The organism is Pseudomonas saxonica (assembly GCF_007858365.1).
GTDB classification, from domain to species: Bacteria; Pseudomonadota; Gammaproteobacteria; order Pseudomonadales; family Pseudomonadaceae; genus Aquipseudomonas; species Aquipseudomonas saxonica.
Window position 1 is genome coordinate 117,383 of record NZ_VFIO01000008.1, and the last position, 21,175, is coordinate 138,557.

General features: G+C 55.0%; 17 protein-coding genes and 4 tRNA genes. 17 read left to right on the forward strand and 4 right to left on the reverse strand.

Annotation, left to right across the window (positions count from 1 at the left end):
- Window positions 1–373: 373 nt before the first annotated feature.
- The gene (locus tag FJD38_RS18535; RefSeq protein ID WP_122783179.1) at window positions 374–844 is read left to right on the forward strand and encodes a DUF1289 domain-containing protein; all 471 of its coding nucleotides are present in this window, start codon (window positions 374–376) and stop codon (window positions 842–844) included.
- A 75-nt stretch (window positions 845–919) separates the two neighbouring features.
- Here the strand turns inward: FJD38_RS18535 and FJD38_RS18540 are convergent, their stop codons facing one another.
- Window positions 920–1,786 (reverse strand): universal stress protein, encoded by an 867-nt coding sequence (locus tag FJD38_RS18540; RefSeq protein WP_146386803.1) that lies wholly within the window; start codon window positions 1,784–1,786, stop codon window positions 920–922.
- Window positions 1,787–2,013: 227 nt separating this feature from the next.
- Between FJD38_RS18540 and FJD38_RS18545 the strand changes: the two genes are divergently transcribed.
- The 5 genes from FJD38_RS18545 (at window position 2,014) to FJD38_RS18565 (ending at window position 7,584) form a co-directional block, all read left to right on the forward strand.
- On the forward strand, window positions 2,014–2,622 hold the full coding sequence (locus FJD38_RS18545; protein WP_122783181.1) for a MiaE family protein: 609 nt from the start codon (window positions 2,014–2,016) through the stop codon (window positions 2,620–2,622).
- Window positions 2,623–2,843: 221 nt separating this feature from the next.
- Window positions 2,844–3,317, forward strand: a complete 474-nt coding sequence (locus tag FJD38_RS18550; protein ID WP_122783182.1) for a MarR family winged helix-turn-helix transcriptional regulator — start codon at window positions 2,844–2,846, stop codon at window positions 3,315–3,317.
- The gene (locus FJD38_RS18555; RefSeq protein ID WP_122783183.1) at window positions 3,314–4,783 is read left to right on the forward strand and encodes an efflux transporter outer membrane subunit; all 1,470 of its coding nucleotides are present in this window, start codon (window positions 3,314–3,316) and stop codon (window positions 4,781–4,783) included. The genes FJD38_RS18550 and FJD38_RS18555 overlap by 4 nt, the downstream gene beginning before the upstream one ends.
- Window positions 4,784–4,797: 14 nt before the next feature.
- The gene (locus tag FJD38_RS18560; protein WP_122783184.1) at window positions 4,798–5,991 is read left to right on the forward strand and encodes an HlyD/EmrA/EmrK family protein; all 1,194 of its coding nucleotides are present in this window, start codon (window positions 4,798–4,800) and stop codon (window positions 5,989–5,991) included.
- 63 nt (window positions 5,992–6,054) lie between these two features.
- Window positions 6,055–7,584 carry a DHA2 family efflux MFS transporter permease subunit gene (locus tag FJD38_RS18565; RefSeq protein ID WP_146386805.1) on the forward strand — a complete coding sequence of 510 codons (1,530 nt, stop codon included), beginning with the start codon at window positions 6,055–6,057 and terminating at the stop codon, window positions 7,582–7,584.
- Between the two features lie 120 nt (window positions 7,585–7,704).
- Here FJD38_RS18565 and lpxH read toward each other — a convergent pair whose 3' ends face one another.
- Together lpxH and FJD38_RS18575 are read right to left on the reverse strand one after the other, a co-directional pair.
- Window positions 7,705–8,451: a UDP-2,3-diacylglucosamine diphosphatase gene (gene lpxH / locus FJD38_RS18570; RefSeq protein WP_146386807.1), complete on the reverse strand. Its 747-nt coding sequence runs from the start codon at window positions 8,449–8,451 to the stop codon at window positions 7,705–7,707.
- On the reverse strand, window positions 8,448–8,951 hold the full coding sequence (locus tag FJD38_RS18575) for a peptidylprolyl isomerase (protein WP_122786101.1): 504 nt from the start codon (window positions 8,949–8,951) through the stop codon (window positions 8,448–8,450). The genes lpxH and FJD38_RS18575 overlap by 4 nt, the downstream gene beginning before the upstream one ends.
- Before the next feature lie 270 nt (window positions 8,952–9,221).
- Here FJD38_RS18575 and FJD38_RS18580 point away from each other — a divergent pair, with 270 nt between their 5' ends.
- Window positions 9,222–10,919, forward strand: a complete 1,698-nt coding sequence (locus tag FJD38_RS18580) for a glutamine--tRNA ligase/YqeY domain fusion protein (protein WP_146386809.1) — start codon at window positions 9,222–9,224, stop codon at window positions 10,917–10,919.
- 22 nt (window positions 10,920–10,941) lie between these two features.
- Window positions 10,942–12,324: a cysteine--tRNA ligase gene (gene cysS, locus FJD38_RS18585; RefSeq protein WP_146386811.1), complete on the forward strand. Its 1,383-nt coding sequence runs from the start codon at window positions 10,942–10,944 to the stop codon at window positions 12,322–12,324.
- Between the two features lie 116 nt (window positions 12,325–12,440).
- Here cysS and folD read toward each other — a convergent pair whose 3' ends face one another.
- Window positions 12,441–13,295: a bifunctional methylenetetrahydrofolate dehydrogenase/methenyltetrahydrofolate cyclohydrolase FolD gene (folD, locus tag FJD38_RS18590; protein WP_122786098.1), complete on the reverse strand. Its 855-nt coding sequence runs from the start codon at window positions 13,293–13,295 to the stop codon at window positions 12,441–12,443.
- A gap of 280 nt (window positions 13,296–13,575) precedes the next feature.
- On the opposite strand from folD, the gene FJD38_RS18595 reads away from it, so the two are divergent.
- From FJD38_RS18595 to FJD38_RS18635, 9 genes are all read left to right on the forward strand, one after another.
- Window positions 13,576–13,652 (forward strand) — tRNA-Arg (locus tag FJD38_RS18595).
- Between the two features lie 41 nt (window positions 13,653–13,693).
- A tRNA-His gene (locus FJD38_RS18600) sits at window positions 13,694–13,769 on the forward strand.
- A 56-nt stretch (window positions 13,770–13,825) separates the two neighbouring features.
- A tRNA-Leu gene (locus FJD38_RS18605) sits at window positions 13,826–13,910 on the forward strand.
- 89 nt (window positions 13,911–13,999) lie between these two features.
- A tRNA-His gene (locus FJD38_RS18610) sits at window positions 14,000–14,075 on the forward strand.
- Window positions 14,076–14,591: 516 nt separating this feature from the next.
- Window positions 14,592–15,902 carry a trigger factor gene (gene tig / locus FJD38_RS18615; RefSeq protein ID WP_122786097.1) on the forward strand — a complete coding sequence of 437 codons (1,311 nt, stop codon included), beginning with the start codon at window positions 14,592–14,594 and terminating at the stop codon, window positions 15,900–15,902.
- Window positions 15,903–15,993: 91 nt separating this feature from the next.
- Entirely contained in the window at window positions 15,994–16,635 is a 642-nt protein-coding gene (gene clpP, locus FJD38_RS18620) for an ATP-dependent Clp endopeptidase proteolytic subunit ClpP (RefSeq protein ID WP_122786096.1), read from the forward strand.
- 106 nt (window positions 16,636–16,741) lie between these two features.
- On the forward strand, window positions 16,742–18,025 hold the full coding sequence (clpX, locus tag FJD38_RS18625; RefSeq protein WP_122786095.1) for an ATP-dependent Clp protease ATP-binding subunit ClpX: 1,284 nt from the start codon (window positions 16,742–16,744) through the stop codon (window positions 18,023–18,025).
- 163 nt (window positions 18,026–18,188) lie between these two features.
- Entirely contained in the window at window positions 18,189–20,585 is a 2,397-nt protein-coding gene (lon, locus tag FJD38_RS18630; RefSeq protein WP_122786094.1) for an endopeptidase La, read from the forward strand.
- A gap of 147 nt (window positions 20,586–20,732) precedes the next feature.
- Entirely contained in the window at window positions 20,733–21,005 is a 273-nt protein-coding gene (locus FJD38_RS18635) for an HU family DNA-binding protein (protein ID WP_074759350.1), read from the forward strand.
- Window positions 21,006–21,175: the final 170 nt, after the last annotated feature.

A 21,175-nucleotide genomic window follows, 5' to 3' on the forward strand; every position in this document is an offset into this window, starting at 1 on the left:
TGTCCGGGACGCTCATCCAGGAATGCCAAGTTCTCATGCGCTGCGGGGCTTTTTGAGCCGCTTAGCCAGAGTTTCAAGGATTCCCAACAGAAGCTGTTTTCAAAGTTTTACGCCTTCGGAACGGGGAGGTGATGCAGGTTGGTGTGGGCATTTGCATGACAAAGGCCCATCACCAACACCGTTCTTGGGGATCAACTGTGCTCGTGACGCTTTGAAAACAGCTTCCAACGGACATTGGCGCCTTAAAAGGCAGGCTGATTCTACGGTAAAAACTTGTTAAAGGTAAGTTAGGCCCTGAAGGTTGAGGGGTGATATGCGTTAGACAAAGGGCTAACATGGGCGCCTGTTTCGTTCTCAAGTGCTCTATTGCGCCATGTCCAATCAAACCATCAAGACTCCCTGCATCGGCCTGTGCTCAACGGTTTATGGCGATCTCGTGTGCCGTGGTTGCAAACGTTTCCATCATGAAGTGATCCATTGGAATGGCTACAACGATGAGCAAAAGCGCGCTGTCTGGCTGAGGCTTGAGCAACTGTTGGTGCAGGTCATGGCGGGTAAGGTGGAAGTCTTCGACCCGGCCGCGCTGCGTGACCAGTTGGTGATGCGTAAAATCCGTTTTGTACCGCATCAGTCGGAATATTGCTGGGCATATCAATTGATTGCCCGCGGGGCACGGGTGATCAACCAGTTGGAAATGTACGGCATGGTGTTGTTGCCTGAGTTCCGCGGTTGGCCCTTGCCTGAGCTTCGGGACGCCATCGATCGGGAATTTTTCCTCCTGTCCGAAGCTCACTACGAACGCTATATCGCACCGGGTTTCCTGCGCGATGTGATGGGCGAATAGCGCCTCTTTCGGGCACGCTGGCGCCGTCGCAGTTGCTCAGCGCAACTGCGACGCGATCGGTGTGTCGCTGCGCAATCAGATTTTTGCGTTCAGCTCAGCTTCCAGCTGCTGAATTCTGTCCTGCGGTTTAATCACCAGAACGTCAGTTTCGACCGCATCGATTACTGCTTCGGCCGTATTGCCAATCAGCGCGCCGGACAGACCCGTGCGGGCGACAGTCCCCAAAACGGTCACGACTGCATTCAGTTTCTCGGCCAGCAGCGGAATAATGACGTCAGGCGGGCCTTGTTCTATGTGCAGGCGACTGTCACTGATGTCGCTGGTGCTCTGAAATTCTTTGCAGGCTGCGCGATAACTCGCTTCATAGTCGGTGACGATGGGGTAGACAGCATCGACCGTGGCCAGCATGGGGGGTGGAAAAGCGCTGACCACATGCAGTTCGCCTTTGATGAGGCTGGCAATATTGAAACCGCTGTCGACAATGCTTTCGTGCAGTTGCCGGTGCTCGGGCTCGGTATTGCCCACGTCCACTGCGGCCAATACCACGCCACCTTCCCAGGCTCTGCTGTGTTTGGCTATCAGTACCGGGCATGGGCACATACGCAGCAGTTTCCAGTCTTCTGGCGTCAATAGCAGGGCTTTGATCGGATTTTCGGGAAGGTGTTGCTTGATGACCAGCCCGCAATTAAGGGCTTGCTGGATATTGATGATGGTTTCGTGCTCGCTACCGTGCCAGGCGCATTCAGTGCTGACACTGTAACCGCTCTCCACCAACCCTTTCTGAAGCAGGCTTAACAGCGCCAGATGATCGTTATCTTTGTCACATATCAGCAAGTGAATATGGGCTTTGGTCTTGTCGGCGATCTGTTTGGCGCGTTTGAGGGCCGGGCTGTCATTGTGCTTGGGGTCTATCACCACTAGCAGCTTGCGAGTGTTTTGCATGACCTATAACTCCGTCAAGAATGAAGGTGCAGGCGCTCACTATAGTTGTTCGGTGCAAAATGCCATGTTGATGCAGGTCAAATCTGGCGGTTGGTGCCGCGCACCATGCCCCCGTATAATCAGCCGCTTTTGCCACGCCTCTCTCCCGCCTTAGTGAGCCTCATGTCTGCGATTCCTCAAAACACTGCCTGTCTGCTATGCAACCCCCAATGGACAGGAGTGTGCGCATGAACCTTCCTGAAATTCATGAGTTTTTGGGTTGCCGCACGCCGGATGGCTGGATTCAGGCTGCGCTGGCTGATCAGGAAACCATGCTGATCGATCATAAGAACTGCGAATTCAAGGCGGCCAGTACAGCCTTGAGCCTGATTGCCAAATACCACTCGCATGCGGATCTGATCAATATGATGTCGCGTCTGGCTCGTGAAGAGTTGGTGCACCATGAGCAGGTCATGCGGTTGATGAAGAAGCGCAAAATTGAACTGCGCCAATTGTCGGCAGGCCGTTATGCCTCGGGTTTGCGCAAGGTGGTGCGTAACCATGAACCGGTCAAACTGGTTGATACCCTGGTAGTTGGGGCATTCATCGAAGCGCGCAGTTGCGAGCGTTTCGAAGCACTGGTGCCACATTTGGATGAAGAACTCGGCACGTTCTATTTCGGCTTGCTCAAAAGTGAAGCCCGACATTTTCAGGGTTATCTGAAACTGGCCTATCAGTACGGTGACGCCAAGGACATAGCTCTCGTGATCGAGCGCGTGAGGGCTGCCGAGCAAGAACTGATTGAATCCCCCGATGTGGAATTCCGTTTCCACAGTGGCGTGCCCACTGCCGCTTAACCTCGCGTAGCAGCTGCCGTAGGCTGCGTCCGGTTGCGAAACAATCGCCTAACCCGAATTCACGAAGGCTACTTCGAACGTAGCCTTCGGCGGCTATGCATTGATCCCCATTCCCCGAATTCGTAATCAAATAGATAGCAAGCTAATGTTCGCCTTGACATTAACTGCCTAAGCAGTAATATCTTGAAACATTACTCTCAGGGCAGCGTTCTGGTGACCCGATGAAGCACTTTCATCCCGATAATTTTCAAAACTGCACCCTGGGTCTGTTGTTGGGCCGTGCGGCAATGCTTAAAGATCGCATCATTGACCGCCATATGGAGCCTTACGGCATCACAGCGGCGCAATTCAAAGTGCTGATCATCATGGCTCAGTTTGCTGTGGATACTCCGGCCGAGCTGTGTCGTCACCTGTCTTTGGACAGCGGCGCCATGACCCGCATGCTCGACAGGCTTGAACAGAAGAACCTGCTGGTTCGCCAGCGTTCCGAGGCCGACAGGCGCCAGGTACGTCTGGTTCTCACGGAAGACGGTCAAGCGCTGGCAAACCTGCTGCCGCAAATAGGGGCTGACGCCATGAACCAGTTGGCGGGTGATATCAGCCCCGAAGAGCTGCAAAGCCTGGAACAGATTCTCAAAAAAATACTGCTGGCGGCGGGTGACCCCATCACCATCATGCGCTTGGGTGAAAAATGAGCAACAAAACGCTAAGTACAGGCCTGAGCCTGGTGTTTGTGTCAATGGTGCTGGCAGGTTGCGCCAGCTATAGCGGGTTGACCACCGAAGGTCAGCGCCTTGACGAGAAAAACCTCAAGGCGAGTCAATCGCTCGAAGGCGTCAACATCACGCCGGCCGCGTGGCCCGAGAAGAACTGGTGGCGTCGCTTGGGTGATACCCAGCTCGATGGCTTGATTGATGAGGCCTTGCGCGACAGCCCGGACATGCAAATGGCCGCCGCCCGTGCCCATCAGGCTGCAGCGGCGGCGGGTGCAGCGGATGCGGCGCGTATGCCGACGCTGGACGCCGGGGCTGATGTATCGCGTTCGCGCCTGGCGCGCGCGCAAGATCCTGCGGGGCAGGGGGGGCGTTACAGCACTGAGCGTGACCTGAATTTGACGTTCAATTACACCTTCGACCTGTGGGGCGGCCAGCGTGACACCTGGGAAGCCGCTTTGGGTCAGGCCCGAGCAGCTGAAGTCGACAGTCAGGCGGCGCGGCTGACGCTGGCGGCCGATGTGGCGCGCGGCTACAGCAATCTGGCGCACGCCTATAGCGTTCGCGATCTGGCCAATGATGACTTGAAGCGCACCCGGCAGATGCTTGAGCTCAGCCAGCGTCGGCTGCAAGCCGGTATCGACAGTCACTATCAGTACCAGCAAACCGAAAGCCTTGAAGCCAGCTCCCAGGAGCAGTTGATCAACGCTGAAAAGCAATTGAAAAGCGCACGCATCGCACTGGCCGTTTTGCTGGGCAAGGGGCCGGATCGCGGCGCTGATATCGCTCGGCCCAACGTTTTGCTGCCTGCAGCGGTCGCTGTACCCAGCACATTGCCCGCCGAGTTGTTGGGCCGTCGTCCCGATCTGATCGCGGCGCGCTGGCGCGTTGAAGCCGCGAGCAAGAATATTGCCGCAGCTAAAACCCGCTTTTACCCCAACCTCAACCTGACTGCCGCAGCAGGCACTCAGTCATTGTTGGGGGATGCGCTGTTTGGTTCAGCCAGTCGCTTCTTCAATATTGCGCCAGCAGTCTCGCTGCCGATCTTTGATGGCGGGCGCTTGCGCGCCGGGCTGGATGCCGAGGATGCCAACTACGATCTGGCCGTCGCGCAGTACAACAAAACCTTGGTGGCAGCGCTGGGTGATGTCAGTGACAGCCTTGATCAGCTCAGTGCTCTGGGTCGGCAAATCAGCACTCAACAGCGCGCTGCGGATATTGCTCAAGAGTCCTACAACACCGGATTGCAGCGCTATGAGTCGGGTATCGGCAACTACCTGGATGTGCTCAGCATTGAGCAGCAACTGCTTCAGGCCCAGCGTCAGCTGGCTGACCTGAATGCCGAGCAGATCGACCTTTCGATTCAACTGATGCAAGCCCTGGGCGGCGGCTATGAGCCCGGCAACACGGCTGCGGCCGTTCCCACTCAAGCCTCGCCGGCAGAATAAATTAGGTACTTGTCATGGCTACTGAACACACACCGAATCAAACGCAAAACGATCAGGACGCTGGCAATCAGCGTAAACGCAAACTCTGGCTGGGCGCTTTGGCGCTGTTGGTCATTCTCGTTGGTCTGGGCGTCTGGGGCTGGCACGAACTGTATGGCCGCTGGAGCGAAAGCACCGACGACGCTTATGTAAATGGCAACGTGGTGGAAATCACGCCACTGGTGACTGGCACCGTGGTGAGCATTGGCGCGGATGATGGCGACCTGGTTCACGAAGGGCAGGTGCTGCTCAATTTTGACCCAAGCGATTCGCTGGTGGGCTTGCAGAGTGCTGAGGCCAATCTGGCGCGCACCGTGCGTCAGGTGCGCGGCCTGTTCAGCAATGTAAACGGCACCAAGGCGCAGGTGGCTGCACAGAAAATCGAAGTACAAAAAGCGCAGGACAACTACAACCGTCGTAAAAGTCTGGCGGTGGGTGGGGCCATTTCCCAGGAAGAGCTGTCCCATGCACGGGATGATCTGGCCTCGGCGCAGAGCGCCTTGCGCAATAACGAGCAACAACTCGATACCACCAGCGCCTTGGTGGACAACACCGCCGTGGCCAGCCACCCGGATGTGATGGCCGCGGCTGCGAAAGTGCGCCAGGCGTATCTGGAGCATGCACGCACCACCTTGATTGCCCCGGTCACAGGCTATGTGGCCAAACGCACCGTGCAATTGGGGCAGCGTGTGCAGCCGGGCACGGCCCTTATGGCCGTTATTCCGCTGAATCAGCTATGGATCGACGCCAACTTCAAGGAAACCCAGCTGCACCAGATGCGCATTGGCCAGCCTGTAGACATTGAGTCGGATATTTACGGCAGCAGCGTGAAATACAGCGGCACGGTCGACAGCATCGGTGCGGGCACCGGCAGCGCGTTTGCCTTGTTGCCTGCGCAGAATGCCACGGGCAACTGGATCAAGATCGTCCAGCGTGTGCCGGTGCGCATTCATATCAATGCCGACCAATTAGCCGAGCATCCCCTGCGTGTTGGCCTGTCAACTACGGTCGATGTGAATCTGCATGACCAGAGTGGCCCGGTATTGGCGCAGCAACCGCCGCAAAAAGCCATGTTCACAACCAATGTCTACGAACAGCAATTGGCTGAAGCCGAAGCGCTTATCACGCGTTTGATTGACAGCAACAGCGCCGCTACCGCCCAGCGCTGATTCGCCAATCCATAAGCCCTGCTTAACAGGCGGGGCTGCACACCCGGTTTTAAAGGATTAGCGATGAGTACAAACGCGTCTTTCACTCCGCCCAGCCTGGTCCTCGCCACCATTGGCCTGTCGCTGGCAACCTTTATGCAAGTGCTCGACACCACTATTGCCAACGTCGCCTTGCCGACTATCTCCGGCAATCTGGGGGTGAGCTCAGAGCAGGGCACCTGGGTTATCACTTCATTCGCGGTCAGTAATGCGATTGCCTTGCCGCTGACCGGTTGGTTGAGTCGGCGCTTTGGTGAGGTGAAGTTGTTTCTGTGGGCCACGATTCTGTTCGTACTGGCCTCATTTCTGTGCGGTATTTCAACGTCCATGCCTGAGTTGGTGGGCTTTCGGGTACTGCAAGGGTTGGTGGCTGGCCCGCTTTACCCCATGACGCAAACGCTGTTGATTGCCGTCTATCCGCCGGCAAAAAGGGGGATGGCATTGGCGTTGCTGGCGATGGTCACGGTGGTGGCGCCCATTGCCGGTCCCATATTGGGTGGCTGGATCACTGACAGTTACAGCTGGCCGTGGATTTTCTTTATTAATATCCCGATTGGCATCTTTGCGGTCATGGTGGTTCGCCAGCAATTAAAAGCCCGTCCTGTGGTGATTACCCGTCAACCGATGGATTATGTGGGCTTGATTACCCTGATCATTGGCGTTGGCGCGCTGCAAATCGTGCTCGATAAAGGCAATGATCTCGACTGGTTTGAATCCAACTTCATTTTGCTGGGCACGGCATTGTCGGTGGTGGCATTGGCGGCGTTTATCATTTGGGAAATGACCGACAAGCACCCCATTGTCAATTTGCGGCTGTTTGCTCACCGCAACTTTCGCATTGGCACCATTGTGCTGGTTTTGGGGTACGCCGGTTTCTTTGGTATCAACCTGATCTTGCCGCAATGGTTGCAGACTCAGATGGGCTACACCGCGACATGGGCCGGGTTGGCGGTGGCGCCGATTGGTATTTTGCCCGTGCTGATGTCACCTTTTGTGGGCAAGTACGCGCACAAATTCGATTTGCGTCTGCTGGCGGGGCTGGCATTTTTGGCGATCGGGCTCAGTTGCTTTATGCGTGCGGACTTCACCAGCGAGGTGGACTTCCAGCATATTGCGATGGTGCAACTCTTTATGGGGATTGGCGTGGCGCTATTCTTTATGCCGACGCTGAGTATTTTGATGTCGGACTTGCCGCCCCATCAAATCGCCGACGGTGCGGGGCTGGCCACGTTCTTGCGAACGTTGGGTGGTAGTTTTGCGGCGTCATTGACCACCTGGATCTGGATTCGTCGGGCGGACCAGCATCATGCCTACCTGAGTGAAAGCATCAGTGCCTATGATCCGGTCACTCGGCATACGCTGGAGAGTCTGGGCGGCGCCAGTACACCGGCCTATGCGCAGATGGACAAGATACTGACCAGTCAGGCCTATATGTTCTCCACCGTGGATTACTTCACCATGATGGGTTGGCTATTTATGGGATTGATTTTGCTGGTATGGCTGGCCAAACCGCCGTTTGCTGCGAAGGCGGGGCCAGCGGCGAGCGGGCATTGATGGGTCACCCTCACCCTAACCCTCTCCCAAAGGGAGAGGGGACTAAAGGCAAAAGCAGATTCGAGCAACGCCACCAATCTGCCCCCTCTCCCTCTGGGATAGGGTTGGGGTGAGGGGCTTCTAGGCCGACGGCAACATCAAAGGCGGCGCAAAATCAAACGGCGCCAATTGCATGCCGTGTTCATCCACTTGCAATGCCCAGCCTTGTTTGTCCCAGTCACCGAGCACTATTCGCTTGGCTGCCTGCTCGCCGATTTGCAACTTGTGAATCGCCGGGCGGTGGGTGTGGCCATGAATCAACGTGTGCACACCAAAGTGCGCCATGATTCGTGGCACTTCTTCGGGCGTCACATCCACAATGTCATTGGCTTTCATGCGGGTCTGCGCGCGGCTCTCGCTGCGCAGCTTGCGGGCCAACTTATAGCGCGTGCTCAGCGGTAGATGGCGCAGCACCCACAGCGTCACAGGGTTGCGCAGGTAACGTCGCAGGCGCATGTAAGCTTCATCGCGGGTACACAAGCTGTCGCCGTGCATCAGCAACACCGGCTCGCCATAGAAGTCGACCACGCTCGGGTCTTTGATCAGTGTGCAGCCAGCCGCTTTACAAAACGCCTGGCCAAGCAAGAAGTCGCGATTACCGTGCATCAGATAAATCTGAGTGCCGCTGTCGCTTAATGATCGCAGCGCTTCACAGATTGAGCGCTGAAAGGGTGTCATCGCATCGTCGCCAATCCAGGCTTCGAAAAAATCGCCCAGAATGTACAGTGCCTGAGCCGAGCGCGCACGCCCGGCCAGGAAATCCAGAAACGCCCGGGTAATGTCCGGGCGCTCCTCTTCCAGATGCAAATCTGAAATCAGCAGTATCACTCAATGATCTCGGCTTTCTCGACGATCACATCTTCAACAGGCACGTCCTGATGGCCGGCTTTGGAGGTGGTTTGAACGCCTTTGATCTTGTCTACAACGTCCTGGCCTTCAACAACCTTGCCGAACACCGCGTAACCCCAGCCTTGAGTGTTTTTGCCGCTGTGGTTCAGGAAGCTGTTGTCAGCCACGTTGATGAAGAACTGGGCGGAAGCCGAATGCGGCTCCATGGTGCGCGCCATGGCAACGGTGTACTTGTCGTTCGACAGGCCGTTGTCTGCCTCGTTCTGGATGCTTGGGCGCTTGTCTTTTTTCTCTTTCATGCCAGGCTCGAAACCGCCGCCCTGAACCATGAAGTTGCCGATAACACGGTGGAAAATGGTGTTTTCGTAGTGGCCGGCTTTCACGTATTCGATGAAGTTGGCAACGGTGATCGGTGCTTTTTCAGCGTTGAGTTCGATCACGATGTCGCCGTGATTAGTGGTCAATTTTACTTGGGTCATGATCAATATCGCTCTATCAGGGAATTCGTAGGGTCTGGGGGATGCGCGCATCGGGTCCCGGACTGGCTGGGTAGATACAGCCGCGGGCGGAGTTTAGCGTGCTCGCAGTGCATTTCGATGGTGTTTTTGCCATATGGGGGTTAAAAGCCGGCATTTCAATCGCTTTGATTGAGCACCTGCTCTGTCAGGGACTTGACAGCATCGGCTATGATAGGCGCTTTGATTTAGTCGGCCGACCCAGGCCGCGCACCTGTTACGTTCAAGGATCCTATGAGCAAGCCCACTGTCGACCCCACTCTGAATTCAAAGACTGGCCCTGCTGTCCCGGCTAACTTCCTGCGTCCAATCGTTCAGGCGGACCTAGACTCGGGTAAATGCACACAGATCGTGACCCGCTTTCCGCCGGAGCCAAACGGCTATCTGCACATCGGTCATGCCAAATCCATTTGTGTGAACTTTGGGCTGGCTCAAGAGTTCGGCGGCGTGACGCATTTGCGCTTTGACGACACCAACCCGGCAAAAGAAGATCAGGAATACATCGACGCCATCGAAAGCGACGTCAAGTGGCTGGGCTTCGAGTGGGCTGGCGAAGTGCGCTACGCGTCGCAATACTTCGATCAACTGCACGAGTGGGCGATTTACCTGATTAAAGAAGGTAAAGCCTATGTCTGCGACCTGACCCCGGAGCAAGCCAAGGAATACCGTGGCAGCTTGACCGAGCCTGGCAAAAACAGCCCGTTCCGTGACCGTAGTGTCGAAGAGAACCTGGATCTGTTCGCGCGCATGACGGCTGGTGAGTTTGAAGACGGTAAGCGTGTTTTGCGTGCCAAGATCGACATGGCGTCGCCTAACATGAACCTGCGCGATCCGATCATGTACCGCATTCGTCATGCCCATCACCACCAGACCGGTGATAAATGGTGCATCTACCCGAACTATGACTTCACCCACGGTCAGTCGGATGCTATCGAAGGCATTACGCATTCGATCTGCACCCTTGAATTCGAAAGTCACCGTCCTCTGTATGAATGGTTCCTCGAAAGCCTGCCGGTACCGTCGCGCCCGCGTCAGTACGAGTTCAGCCGTCTGAACCTCAACTACACCATCACCAGCAAGCGCAAGCTCAAGCAGCTGGTTGATGAAAAGCACGTCAACGGCTGGGATGACCCGCGCATGTCGACGTTGTCGGGTTTCCGCCGTCGCGGTTACACGCCTAAATCGATTCGCAACTTCTGCGACATGGTCGGCACCAACCGTTCAGACGGCGTGGTGGACTTTGGCATGCTGGAATTCAGCATCCGTGACGACCTGGACCACAGCGCTCCCCGTGCAATGTGCGTATTGCGTCCATTGAAAGTCGTGATCACCAACTATCCGGAAGGTCAGGTCGAGAACCTTGAGCTGCCTTGCCATCCAAAAGCAGACATGGGTGTGCGGGTATTGCCATTCGCCCGTGAAATCTACATCGACCGTGATGACTTCATGGAAGAGCCGCCAAAAGGCTACAAGCGCCTTGAGCCAGCGGGTGAAGTGCGTCTGCGTGGCAGCTACGTGATCCGGGCTGATGAAGCCATCAAAGATGCCGATGGCAACATTATCGAGCTGCGTTGCTCCTACGATCCTGAAACCCTGGGTAAAAATCCGGAAGGTCGCAAGGTCAAAGGGGTGGTGCATTGGGTGCCAGCTGCGGCCAGCGTCGAGTGCGAAGTGCGTTTGTATGACCGTCTGTTCCGCTCGGCTAATCCTGAAAAGGCTGAAGACGGCGCGGGTTTCCTCGAAAACATCAACCCTGACTCGTTGCAGGTGCTGACCGGTTGTCGTGCTGAGCCTTCGTTGGGTAATGCACAGCCGGAAGACCGCTTCCAGTTCGAGCGCGAAGGCTACTTCTGCGCCGACATCAAGGACTCGAAGCCCGGTCATCCGGTATTCAACCGTACCGTGACCCTGCGTGACTCCTGGGGCCAGTGATCAAGTTTTAAAGGAAGCCGCCGTGCTAACGATTTACAACACGCTCACCAAGAGCAAAGAAGTTTTCAAGCCGCTGGATGGCAACAAGGTGCGTATGTATGTGTGCGGCATGACCGTGTATGACTACTGCCACTTGGGCCACGGTCGCAGCATGGTTGCCTTTGATCTGGTGACCCGTTGGTTGCGCTTCAGTGGTTACGATTTGACTTACGTGCGCAATATCACGGACATCGACGACAAGATCATCAATCGCGCTCGTGACAACGGTGAAGCGATTGAGGTGCTGACCGAGCGCATGATCGCCGCGATGCATGAGGATGAGGCCCGACTCAATATCCGCAAGCCGGATATGGAGCCGCGTGCCACCGATCACATCCCCGGCATGCATGCCATGATCCAGACCCTGATCGACAAAGGCTATGCCTACGCGCCGGGTAACGGTGACGTGTATTACCGCGTCGCCAAGTTCGTGGGCTACGGCAAACTGTCGCGCAAAAAGATCGAAGATCTGCGCATCGGCGCACGCATTGAAGTCGATGAGGCCAAGGAAGACCCGCTGGATTTCGTGCTGTGGAAGGGTGTCAAGCCAGGCGAGCCGAGCTGGGAGTCACCGTGGGGCCCGGGTCGTCCGGGTTGGCACATTGAGTGCTCGGTAATGTCCACCTGCTGCCTGGGTGAGACGTTCGATATTCATGGCGGGGGCAATGACCTTGAGTTCCCGCACCATGAGAACGAAATTGCCCAAAGCGAGGCGGCGACGGGTAAAACCTACGCCAATACCTGGATGCACGGCGGGATGATTCGCATCAATGGCGAGAAGATGTCCAAGTCCTTGAACAACTTCTTCACTATTCGCGATGTGCTGGAGAAATATCATCCGGAAGTGGTGCGTTATCTTCTGGTGTCCAGCCACTATCGCAGCGCGATCAACTACTCCGAAGATAACCTCAAGGATGCGAAAGCGGCTCTTGAGCGGTTCTATCACGCCCTCAAAGGGTTGCCGAAAGCGGCCCCGGCGGGCGGCGAAGCGTTCGTTGAGCGTTTCACTCAAGTGATGAACGACGACTTCGGCACGCCGGAAGCGTGTGCCGTGCTGTTCGAAATGGTGCGTGAAATCAATCGTCTGCGTGACAGCGATGTGCAAGCAGCTGCCGGTTTGGCTGCGCGTCTCAAGGAGCTCGCTGATGTGCTGGGTATTTTGCAGCTTGAAGCCGATGATTTCTTGCAGGCGGGCGCTGAAGGCAAAGTGGATGCTGCTGAAGTCGAAAGATTGATCGCTGCGCGTTTGGCAGCCCGTGCTGGCAAGGATTGGGCCGAGTCAGACCGTATTCGTGATCAGCTCTCAGCAATGGGTGTGGTGCTTGAAGATGGTAAAGGTGGCACAACCTGGCGCTTGGCTGACTAGGTTGTCTGTTGCGTGAACAAAGGCCCGCCTCGTGCGGGCTTTTGTTTGTCCGGTAATGTTTGCACGCATAAAAAAACGGCGCCCGTGGGCGCCGTTTTGTGTGCGGGCGTTACGCGTTAGTCGTGCAGTGTTTCGGCCGCGTACAGGGTGTTTTCCAGCAAGCAAGCGCGAGTCATCGGGCCTACGCCGCCTGGAACTGGCGTGATCCAGCCCGCGCGGGGCAGGGCGGTCTCGTAAACCACGTCGCCTACCAGCTTGCCGTCTGCCTGACGATTGATGCCGACATCAATCACGATGGCGCCTTCTTTGATCCATTCGCCTTTAACCAGCCCCGGCTTGCCAGCGGCCACTACCACCAGATCGGCACGGCCAACGTGGCCAGCCAAGTCCTTGGTAAAGCGGTGGGTCACGGTCACGGTGCAGCCTGCCAGCAGTAGCTCCATGGCCATGGGGCGACCTACGATATTGGAGGCGCCAACAATGACCGCGTCCATCCCGTACAAATCCTGACCGGTACTTTCCAGCAGCGCCATGATGCCTTTTGGCGTGCAGGGGCGTAGCAGCGGGATGCGTTGCGCAAGACGGCCAACGTTATAGGGGTGGAAGCCGTCAACGTCTTTGTCCGGGCGGATGCGCTCCAGCAATTTGGAGGCGTCAAGATGCTCGGGCAGCGGCAATTGCAGCAAGATGCCGTCGATGTTCGCGTCTTCATTAAGACGGTCGATCAAGTCGGTCAGCGCTTGCTGTGTCGTGTCTGAAGGCAGGTCATAGGCTTGAGAGAGAAAGCCTACCTCTTCGCAGTCTTTACGCTTGTGCGAAACATAAACCTGGGAAGCAGGATCGCTGCCGACCAGAATCACTGCCAGGCCGGGCGTTCGCAGGCCTTGCTCGTGACGCTCGGCAACACGTTTGGCAATCTGCTGGCGCAGGCTGGCGGCGATCGCTTTGCCGTCGATTAGTTGTGCAGTCATTACGCGTGATTAACCATCGTAAAGGGTGGAAAAAGGACGAGCATTCTCGCATGCCGTGGCCTGAGGGCAAAGGCGCTTGGTCTGCTTATTCCCCTAACTCCTTTATATTTCTGAACTTTTTTTAAAAAAGAGTTGACGACCTACGGGGTCGTCTATAAGATTCGTCGCACTTGTCGGGCACAGCCTAGCACTGGTTATGAAAGTGGAGCGAAGTTGTTGTCCAGCTTGGTGATACTGAAAGCACTTAGTTTGTAGTCGTCACAGAGTACAGATTATTAAGGCGCCCGTAGCTCAGCTGGATAGAGCATCCGCCTTCTAAGCGGATGGTCGCAGGTTCGAGTCCTGCCGGGTGCGCCATTAGGCAGCTTTGGCACAAGTAAAGTGGTACAGGCAATATGGTGGGCGTAGCTCAGTTGGTAGAGCACGGGATTGTGACTCCCGTTGTCGAGGGTTCGATCCCCTTCGTCCACCCCATATTTAGAAGGCCGCCAGATTAATCATCTGGCGTCTTTGCTTCAAGTGTTTGAAATGCGGATGTGGTGGAATTGGTAGACACACTGGATTTAGGTTCCAGCGCCGAAAGGTGTGAGAGTTCGAGTCTCTCCGTCCGCACCAAATATGGGTTTGTAGCGTTATTTACGTTACAGGTCCGCGGAATAGAGCCGCTATAGCGGCTTTGTTCTTTTAAAGATTCATGCAATATGGTGGGCGTAGCTCAGTTGGTAGAGCACGGGATTGTGACTCCCGTTGTCGAGGGTTCGATCCCCTTCGTCCACCCCATATTTAAAAAAACGCCAGATTAATAATCTGGCGTTTTTGCATCAAAAATTTGAAATGCAGATGCAGTGGGATGAGTTGCCGCACTGGATTTGGGTTTCAGCGTCTTGAAGAGTGAGCGCTCAAGCCTCCTCTGTCTGTTCTCCCTCCAGTTACCGTCCCCTTGTTTAAGCAGGCGCACCACCCGAAAAGGGTGCGTTTTCGTCGGTCAGGTGTTTATCGGCCGCGCAGCGTCACTGTGTTGCAAGATAATGCGCGCCTTGGATCTTTTTCCTTTGTCGAAATAGCGACATTTTTTCCGGCTTCTATATAAGAGGGAAAAGGCTCTGAAGGGGGCTGTATAAAGATTTTTGTGTATTGAGGTGTTTAAGCAAATCATTGCTTGCGCTTAATAATGTGCCAGCTGTTTCTGAGTATGAATGCGGTAGGGTGACTTCTTGAGTTTGACCCACTAGAATGCATGCCCTTGATTATGGGGTCGGAAACGGCCGGCTAATGTCTGTGCAACGAGGAATATCCATGCAAGTTTCTGTTGAAAATACTTCTGCTCTTGAGCGCCGCATGAGCATCACCGTGCCAGCTGAGCGCATCGAGACCCAGGTCAACAAGCGTCTGCAGCAGACTGCCCAAAAGGCCAAGATCGCGGGCTTCCGCCCGGGCAAAGTTCCTATGAGCGTGATCCGTCAGCGTTATGAAGCTGATGCGCGCCAGGAAGCCGTGGGTGATGTCATCCAGGCGTCCTTCTACGAAGCCGTTGTTGAGCAAAAGCTGAACCCTGCTGGCCAGCCTTCGGTAGAGCCAAAAGTGCTGGAGAAGGGCAAAGACCTGGAATACGTTGCCACTTTCGAAGTATTCCCTGAATTCGAAGTAACCGGTCTGGACACTATCGCTGTCGAGCGCCTGAGCGCCGAAGTGGCTGATGCCGACCTGGACAAAATGCTGGACGTGCTGCGCAAGCAGAACACCCGCTTTGAAGTCACTGATCGTGCCGCTCAGAACGAAGATCAACTGAACATTGATTTCGTTGGCAAGGTAGATGGCGAAGTTTTCGCTGGCGGTTCCGCCACCGGTACTCAGCTGGTTCTGGGTTCGGGCCGCATGATTCCTGGCTTCGAAGAAGGTCTGGTGGGTGCTAAAGCGGGCGAAGAGCGCGTTCTGACCCTGACTTTCCCTGAGGACTACCAGAATCTTGATCTGGCCGGCAAAACTGCCGAGTTCACTGTTAAGGTGAACACTGTTTCCGAGCCTAAGCTGCCTGAGCTGAACGAAGAGTTCTTCGCACAGTTCGGTATCAAGGAAACAGGTCTGGAAGGTTTCCGCACTGAAGTTCGTAAGAACATGGAGCGTGAGCTGCGCCAGGCAATCAAATCCAAGGTCAAGAATCAGGTAATGGAAGGCCTGTTGGCTGCCAACCCGATTGAAGTGCCAAAAGCACTGCTGTCGAGCGAAGTTGATCGTCTGCGCGTTCAGGCTGTTCAACAGTTTGGTGGCAACATCAAACCTGATCAGCTGCCGGCTGAGCTGTTCGAAGAACAAGCCAAGCGCCGTGTAGTGCTGGGCCTGATCGTGGCTGAAGTGGTCAAGCAATTCGACCTCAAGCCTGACGAAGATCGCGTTCGCGAAATGATTCAGGAAATGGCTTCCGCTTACCAGGAGCCTGAGCAGGTTGTAGCTTGGTACTACAAAAATGATCAGCAATTGAACGAGGTTCGTTCGGTTGTGCTGGAAGAGCAAGTTGTGGATACTGTTCTGCAGAAGGCTAAGGTGACCGATAAAGCGGTCTCTTACGAAGAAGCAGTCAAGCCGGTAGAAGCACCACAAGCCGACTGATTTCTGACTCGTTGGAAAACACAACCATAAGCCAGCCTCGAGCTGGCTTATGCGTATTTCAGACAAGACTATTTGGGAGTGACTGCCGGACATGTCCCGCAATTCTTATATTCAGCAGAACTCTGACATCCACGCCGCTGGCGGCCTGGTCCCGATGGTTGTTGAGCAGTCTGCCCGTGGCGAGCGCTCCTACGACATTTATTCGCGCCTCCTGAAGGAGCGGATCATCTTCCTGGTAGGCCCTGTCGAAGATTACATGGCCAACCTGGTGGCGGCGCAGCTGTTGTTCCTTGAAGCCGAAAACCCGGACAAGGACATCCATCTCTACATCAACTCACCGGGCGGTTCGGTGACTGCGGGCATGTCGATCTACGACACCATGCAGTTCATCAAGCCGGACGTGTCGACCATCTGTATTGGTCAAGCCTGCAGCATGGGTGCTTTCCTGCTGGCTGGCGGCGCACCGGGTAAGCGTCACTGCCTGCCTAACTCGCGCATGATGATTCACCAGCCGTTGGGCGGTTTCCAGGGGCAGGCGTCGGATATCGACATTCATGCCAAAGAAATCCTCAACATCCGTCATCGCTTGAACTCGCTGTTGGCTCACCACACCGGTCAGCCTCTGGAGACTATTGAGCGTGACACCGAGCGTGACAATTTCATGAGCGCTGAGCGTGCAACCGAATATGGTTTGATCGACTCTGTGTTCAGCAAGCGTCAAATGCCCGCTTAAGTAGCTCAAATGTAGGTGGTTGGGGTTTCCGGCCACCTGCGGGCTTGAAAAAGCCCGCAGTTGCCTTCATCTTGTGTTGCAAGCCTATCGGATTTGGATCGATCGAATGACTGACACCCGCAACGGCGAGGACAACGGCAAATTGCTCTATTGCTCCTTCTGTGGCAAAAGCCAGCATGAAGTGCGCAAATTGATTGCCGGCCCCTCGGTCTTTATCTGCGACGAATGCGTCGACCTGTGCAATGACATCATCCGTGAGGAGGTGCAGGAAGCCCAGGCCGAAAGCAGCGCGCATAAATTACCTTCGCCAAAAGAAATCAGCGGCATCCTTGATCAATACGTCATTGGTCAGGAACGTGCCAAAAAGGTTTTGGCTGTAGCGGTGTACAACCACTACAAGCGCCTCAACCAGCGCGACAAGAAGAACGACGACGTCGAGCTCGGCAAAAGTAACATTTTGCTGATTGGCCCTACCGGCTCGGGTAAAACCCTGTTGGCAGAGACCTTGGCGCGTCTGCTGAATGTACCGTTCACCATTGCTGATGCAACCACGCTGACTGAAGCGGGTTACGTCGGTGAAGACGTGGAAAACATCATTCAGAAGCTGCTTCAGAAATGCGATTACGACGTCGAGAAGGCCCAGATGGGCATTGTCTACATCGATGAGATCGACAAGATTTCACGCAAGTCTGATAACCCTTCCATCACCCGTGATGTTTCCGGTGAAGGTGTGCAGCAAGCATTGCTGAAACTGATTGAAGGCACAGTGGCTTCCGTACCGCCTCAAGGTGGTCGTAAGCACCCGCAGCAGGAATTCTTGCAGGTTGATACCCGCAATATTCTGTTTATCTGTGGTGGTGCGTTCTCGGGCCTTGAGAAAGTTGTTCAGGCTCGCTCCACGCGTGGTGGCATTGGTTTCAGTGCTGAAGTGCGCAGCAAGGAAGAAGGCAAGAAGGTTGGCGAGTCACTGCGTGAAGTCGAGCCTGACGATTTGGTCAAGTTTGGTCTGATCCCTGAATTTGTCGGTCGTCTCCCTGTGTTGGCGACGTTGGATGAGTTGGATGAAGAAGCGTTAATGCAGATTCTGACTGAGCCTAAAAACGCGCTGACCAAGCAGTACGGCAAACTGTTCGAGATGGAAGGTGTTGATCTCGAATTCCGTACTGACGCTTTGAAAGCCGTGGCCAAGCGTGCGCTTGAGCGTAAGACTGGCGCACGGGGCCTGCGTTCGATCCTTGAAGGCGTGCTGCTCGACACCATGTATGAAATCCCCTCGCAGTCCGAGGTGAGTAAAGTGGTGATCGACGAAAGCGTTATTGAAGGTAAGTCCAAACCGTTGTTGATTTACGAAAACAACGAAGCGACTGCAAAGGCTGCACCTGACGCGTAAGTGTATTACTGCTTATTGCACGTGACGTGTTGACGAAGGGGCCTACGGGCCCCTTTGTTTTTCCTGTCGCTAAACGCTTGTTTTTTTTCGGAACTGCCCCCATCTTGGCTTCAAGCTTATATCCATCTGATTACGGCCTTATGGCCGCCGTAGAGGCGAAATCATGAAGACAACCATCGAATTGCCTCTCCTGCCATTGCGTGATGTTGTGGTTTATCCGCACATGGTTATCCCACTGTTCGTGGGACGCGAGAAATCGATCGAGGCCCTTGAGGCTGCGATGACGGGCGACAAGCAAATTTTGCTGTTGGCTCAAAAAAATCCTGCTGACGACGATCCGGGTGAAGACGCGCTCTATCGTGTCGGTACCATTGCTACCGTTTTGCAATTGCTCAAGCTGCCTGACGGTACGGTTAAGGTGCTGGTTGAGGGCGAGCAGCGTGGTGCTGTGGAGCAATTTGGTCAGGCTGACGGCTATCTGAGCGCGCAAGTCTCTTTGATTGATGAAGTGGCCGCCCCTGAGCGTGAATCCGAAGTCTTTGTCCGTAGCCTGATCTCGCAGTTTGAGCAGTACGTGCAGCTGGGCAAGAAAGTCCCGGCGGAAGTGCTGTCATCGCTCAACAGCATCGATGAGCCGAGCCGTCTGGTCGATACGATGGCCGCCCACATGGCGCTGAAGATCGAACAGAAACAGGAAATCCTTGAGATTCTCGACCTGCAAGCCCGGGTTGAGCATGTCCTGGCGTTGCTCGACGCTGAAATCGACTTGCTGCAAGTTGAAAAACGCATCCGTGGCCGTGTCAAAAAGCAAATGGAGCGCAGCCAGCGCGAGTACTACCTGAATGAGCAGATGAAGGCTATTCAGAAAGAGCTGGGTGACGGTGACGAAGGTCACAACGAAATCGAAGAGCTGAAAAAGCGAATCGATGCGGCAGGCTTGCCTAAAGACGCCATGGCCAAGGCCCAGGCTGAGCTGAACAAGCTCAAGCAGATGTCGCCAATGTCCGCTGAAGCCACTGTGGTGCGTTCCTACATCGATTGGTTGGTACAGGTGCCGTGGAAGGCGCAGAGCAAGGTTCGCCTTGATCTCAAGCGTGCCGAAGACATTCTTGACGCTGACCACTATGGTCTGGAGGAAGTTAAAGAACGGATTCTCGAATACCTCGCTGTGCAAAAGCGCGTGAAGAAGATTCGTGGCCCGGTTCTGTGTCTTGTAGGTCCTCCTGGTGTCGGTAAAACCTCTCTTGCAGAGTCTATTGCCCACGCAACAAACAGAAAGTTCGTACGCATGGCTTTGGGTGGCGTGCGTGATGAAGCCGAAATACGCGGCCATCGTCGTACCTACATAGGTTCGATGCCGGGTAGATTGATTCAAAAAATGACAAAAGTAGGCGTGCGCAATCCGCTGTTCTTGCTCGATGAAATCGACAAGATGGGCAGCGACATGCGCGGCGATCCCGCTTCTGCATTGCTTGAAGTGCTTGATCCGGAACAGAACCACAACTTCAATGATCATTACCTTGAGGTCGACTACGACCTGTCTGACGTAATGTTCCTGTGTACCTCGAACTCGATGAATATTCCGCCGGCGTTGCTGGACCGGATGGAAGTCATTCGACTGCCGGGTTACACCGAAGATGAAAAAATCAACATCGCTGTCAAATACCTCGCACCCAAGCAAATTGAGGCCAACGGCCTGAAGAAAGGGGAGCTGGCGTTCGACAACGAAGCCATCCGCGACATCATTCGTTACTACACACGTGAAGCGGGTGTGCGAGGTCTTGAGCGCCAGATTGCGAAGGTTTGTCGTAAGGCAGTCAAAGAGCACGCTATGGAAAAACGCTTCGCCGTCACGGTGACGCCTGAGCTTCTGGAGCACTTCCTGGGTGTAAGAAAATTCAGCTATGGCTTGGCTGAGCAGGAAGACCAGATCGGTCAAGTGACCGGTTTGGCGTGGACGCAGGTTGGCGGCGAATTGCTGACTATCGAAGCCGCAGTTGTGCCAGGCAAGGGTCAGTTGATCAAGACTGGATCGCTTGGCGATGTGATGCTGGAGTCCATTACCGCTGCACTGACTGTGGTTCGTAGTCGTGCGAAAAGCCTCGGTATCCCATTGGATTTCCACGAGAAACGCGATATTCACATCCACATGCCGGAAGGCGCGACACCTAAGGATGGACCGAGCGCGGGTGTCGGTATGTGCACCGCTTTAGTCTCTGCTTTGACGCTGATTCCGGTACGCGCCGATGTTGCGATGACAGGTGAAATTACGCTGCGGGGCCAGGTTCTGGCTATCGGGGGCTTGAAGGAAAAACTGCTGGCTGCTCACCGAGGCGGTATAAAAACAGTCATTATTCCTGAAGAAAACGTTCGCGATCTGAAGGAAATTCCTGACAACATAAAACAGGATCTTCAGATCAAACCGGTTAAATGGATTGACGAGGTCCTGCAAATTGCGCTGCAATACGCGCCGGAGCCCTTGCCGGATGTGGCTCCCGAGATTGTTGCCAAGGACGACAAGCGAGAGTCTGACTCTAAGGAAAGAATTAGCACGCATTAATATGGCTTTGCCTGAAGGGCTTGTTGACGCTGTTTAGAGCCCTTGTTATAAAGCGGCTCATGCAGTCTCAATAAGCGCTTCAGCAGTCGTCTTGCTTTTTACCAAAAACTTTAGAAACATACTCAAATAGATATAAGGGGACTTAGAGTGAACAAGTCGGAACTGATTGATGCTATCGCTGCATCTGCTGATATCCCGAAAGCTGCAGCCGGCCGTGCGCTGGACGCAGTAATCGAATCCGTCACTGGCGCTCTAAAGGCTGGCGACTCAGTGGTACTGGTTGGTTTTGGTACTTTTTCTGTGACTGATCGTCCTGCTCGCACGGGCCGTAACCCACAGACTGGCGAAGCGCTGAAAATCGCAGCTGCCAAAAAACCAGGCTTCAAAGCCGGTAAAGCACTGAAAGAAGCCGTTAACTAAGTTTCTGCAACACTTTTTACCCAACCGGGTCAGGCGCACGCCAGGCTTGGCAGCGGAGCGGTAGTGCAGTCGATGGCAACATTGGCAGGTCACACCGGGGGTCGCGGGTTCGAGCCCGGTCCGCTCCGCCAGTTAAGAAAAGGCGCATCCTCGGATGCGCCTTTCTTCTA

What these genes read in the sequence shown, in the direction of transcription:
- FJD38_RS18550 (WP_122783182.1), top strand. Translation starts at nt 2,844, where the DNA reads ATGAAGCACTTTCATCCCGATAATTTTCAAAACTGCACCCTGGGTCTG.
- FJD38_RS18555 (WP_122783183.1), top strand. Translation starts at nt 3,314, where the DNA reads ATGAGCAACAAAACGCTAAGTACAGGCCTGAGCCTGGTGTTTGTGTCA.
- FJD38_RS18580 (WP_146386809.1), top strand. Translation starts at nt 9,222, where the DNA reads ATGAGCAAGCCCACTGTCGACCCCACTCTGAATTCAAAGACTGGCCCT.
- FJD38_RS18565 (WP_146386805.1), top strand. Translation starts at nt 6,055, where the DNA reads ATGAGTACAAACGCGTCTTTCACTCCGCCCAGCCTGGTCCTCGCCACC.
- FJD38_RS18535 (WP_122783179.1), top strand. Translation starts at nt 374, where the DNA reads ATGTCCAATCAAACCATCAAGACTCCCTGCATCGGCCTGTGCTCAACG.
- clpX (WP_122786095.1), top strand. Translation starts at nt 16,742, where the DNA reads ATGACTGACACCCGCAACGGCGAGGACAACGGCAAATTGCTCTATTGC.
- FJD38_RS18540 (WP_146386803.1), bottom strand. Translation starts at nt 1,786, where the DNA reads ATGCAAAACACTCGCAAGCTGCTAGTGGTGATAGACCCCAAGCACAAT.
- folD (WP_122786098.1), bottom strand. Translation starts at nt 13,295, where the DNA reads ATGACTGCACAACTAATCGACGGCAAAGCGATCGCCGCCAGCCTGCGC.
- FJD38_RS18560 (WP_122783184.1), top strand. Translation starts at nt 4,798, where the DNA reads ATGGCTACTGAACACACACCGAATCAAACGCAAAACGATCAGGACGCT.
- clpP (WP_122786096.1), top strand. Translation starts at nt 15,994, where the DNA reads ATGTCCCGCAATTCTTATATTCAGCAGAACTCTGACATCCACGCCGCT.
- FJD38_RS18545 (WP_122783181.1), top strand. Translation starts at nt 2,014, where the DNA reads ATGAACCTTCCTGAAATTCATGAGTTTTTGGGTTGCCGCACGCCGGAT.
- tig (WP_122786097.1), top strand. Translation starts at nt 14,592, where the DNA reads ATGCAAGTTTCTGTTGAAAATACTTCTGCTCTTGAGCGCCGCATGAGC.
- lon (WP_122786094.1), top strand. Translation starts at nt 18,189, where the DNA reads ATGAAGACAACCATCGAATTGCCTCTCCTGCCATTGCGTGATGTTGTG.
- FJD38_RS18575 (WP_122786101.1), bottom strand. Translation starts at nt 8,951, where the DNA reads ATGACCCAAGTAAAATTGACCACTAATCACGGCGACATCGTGATCGAA.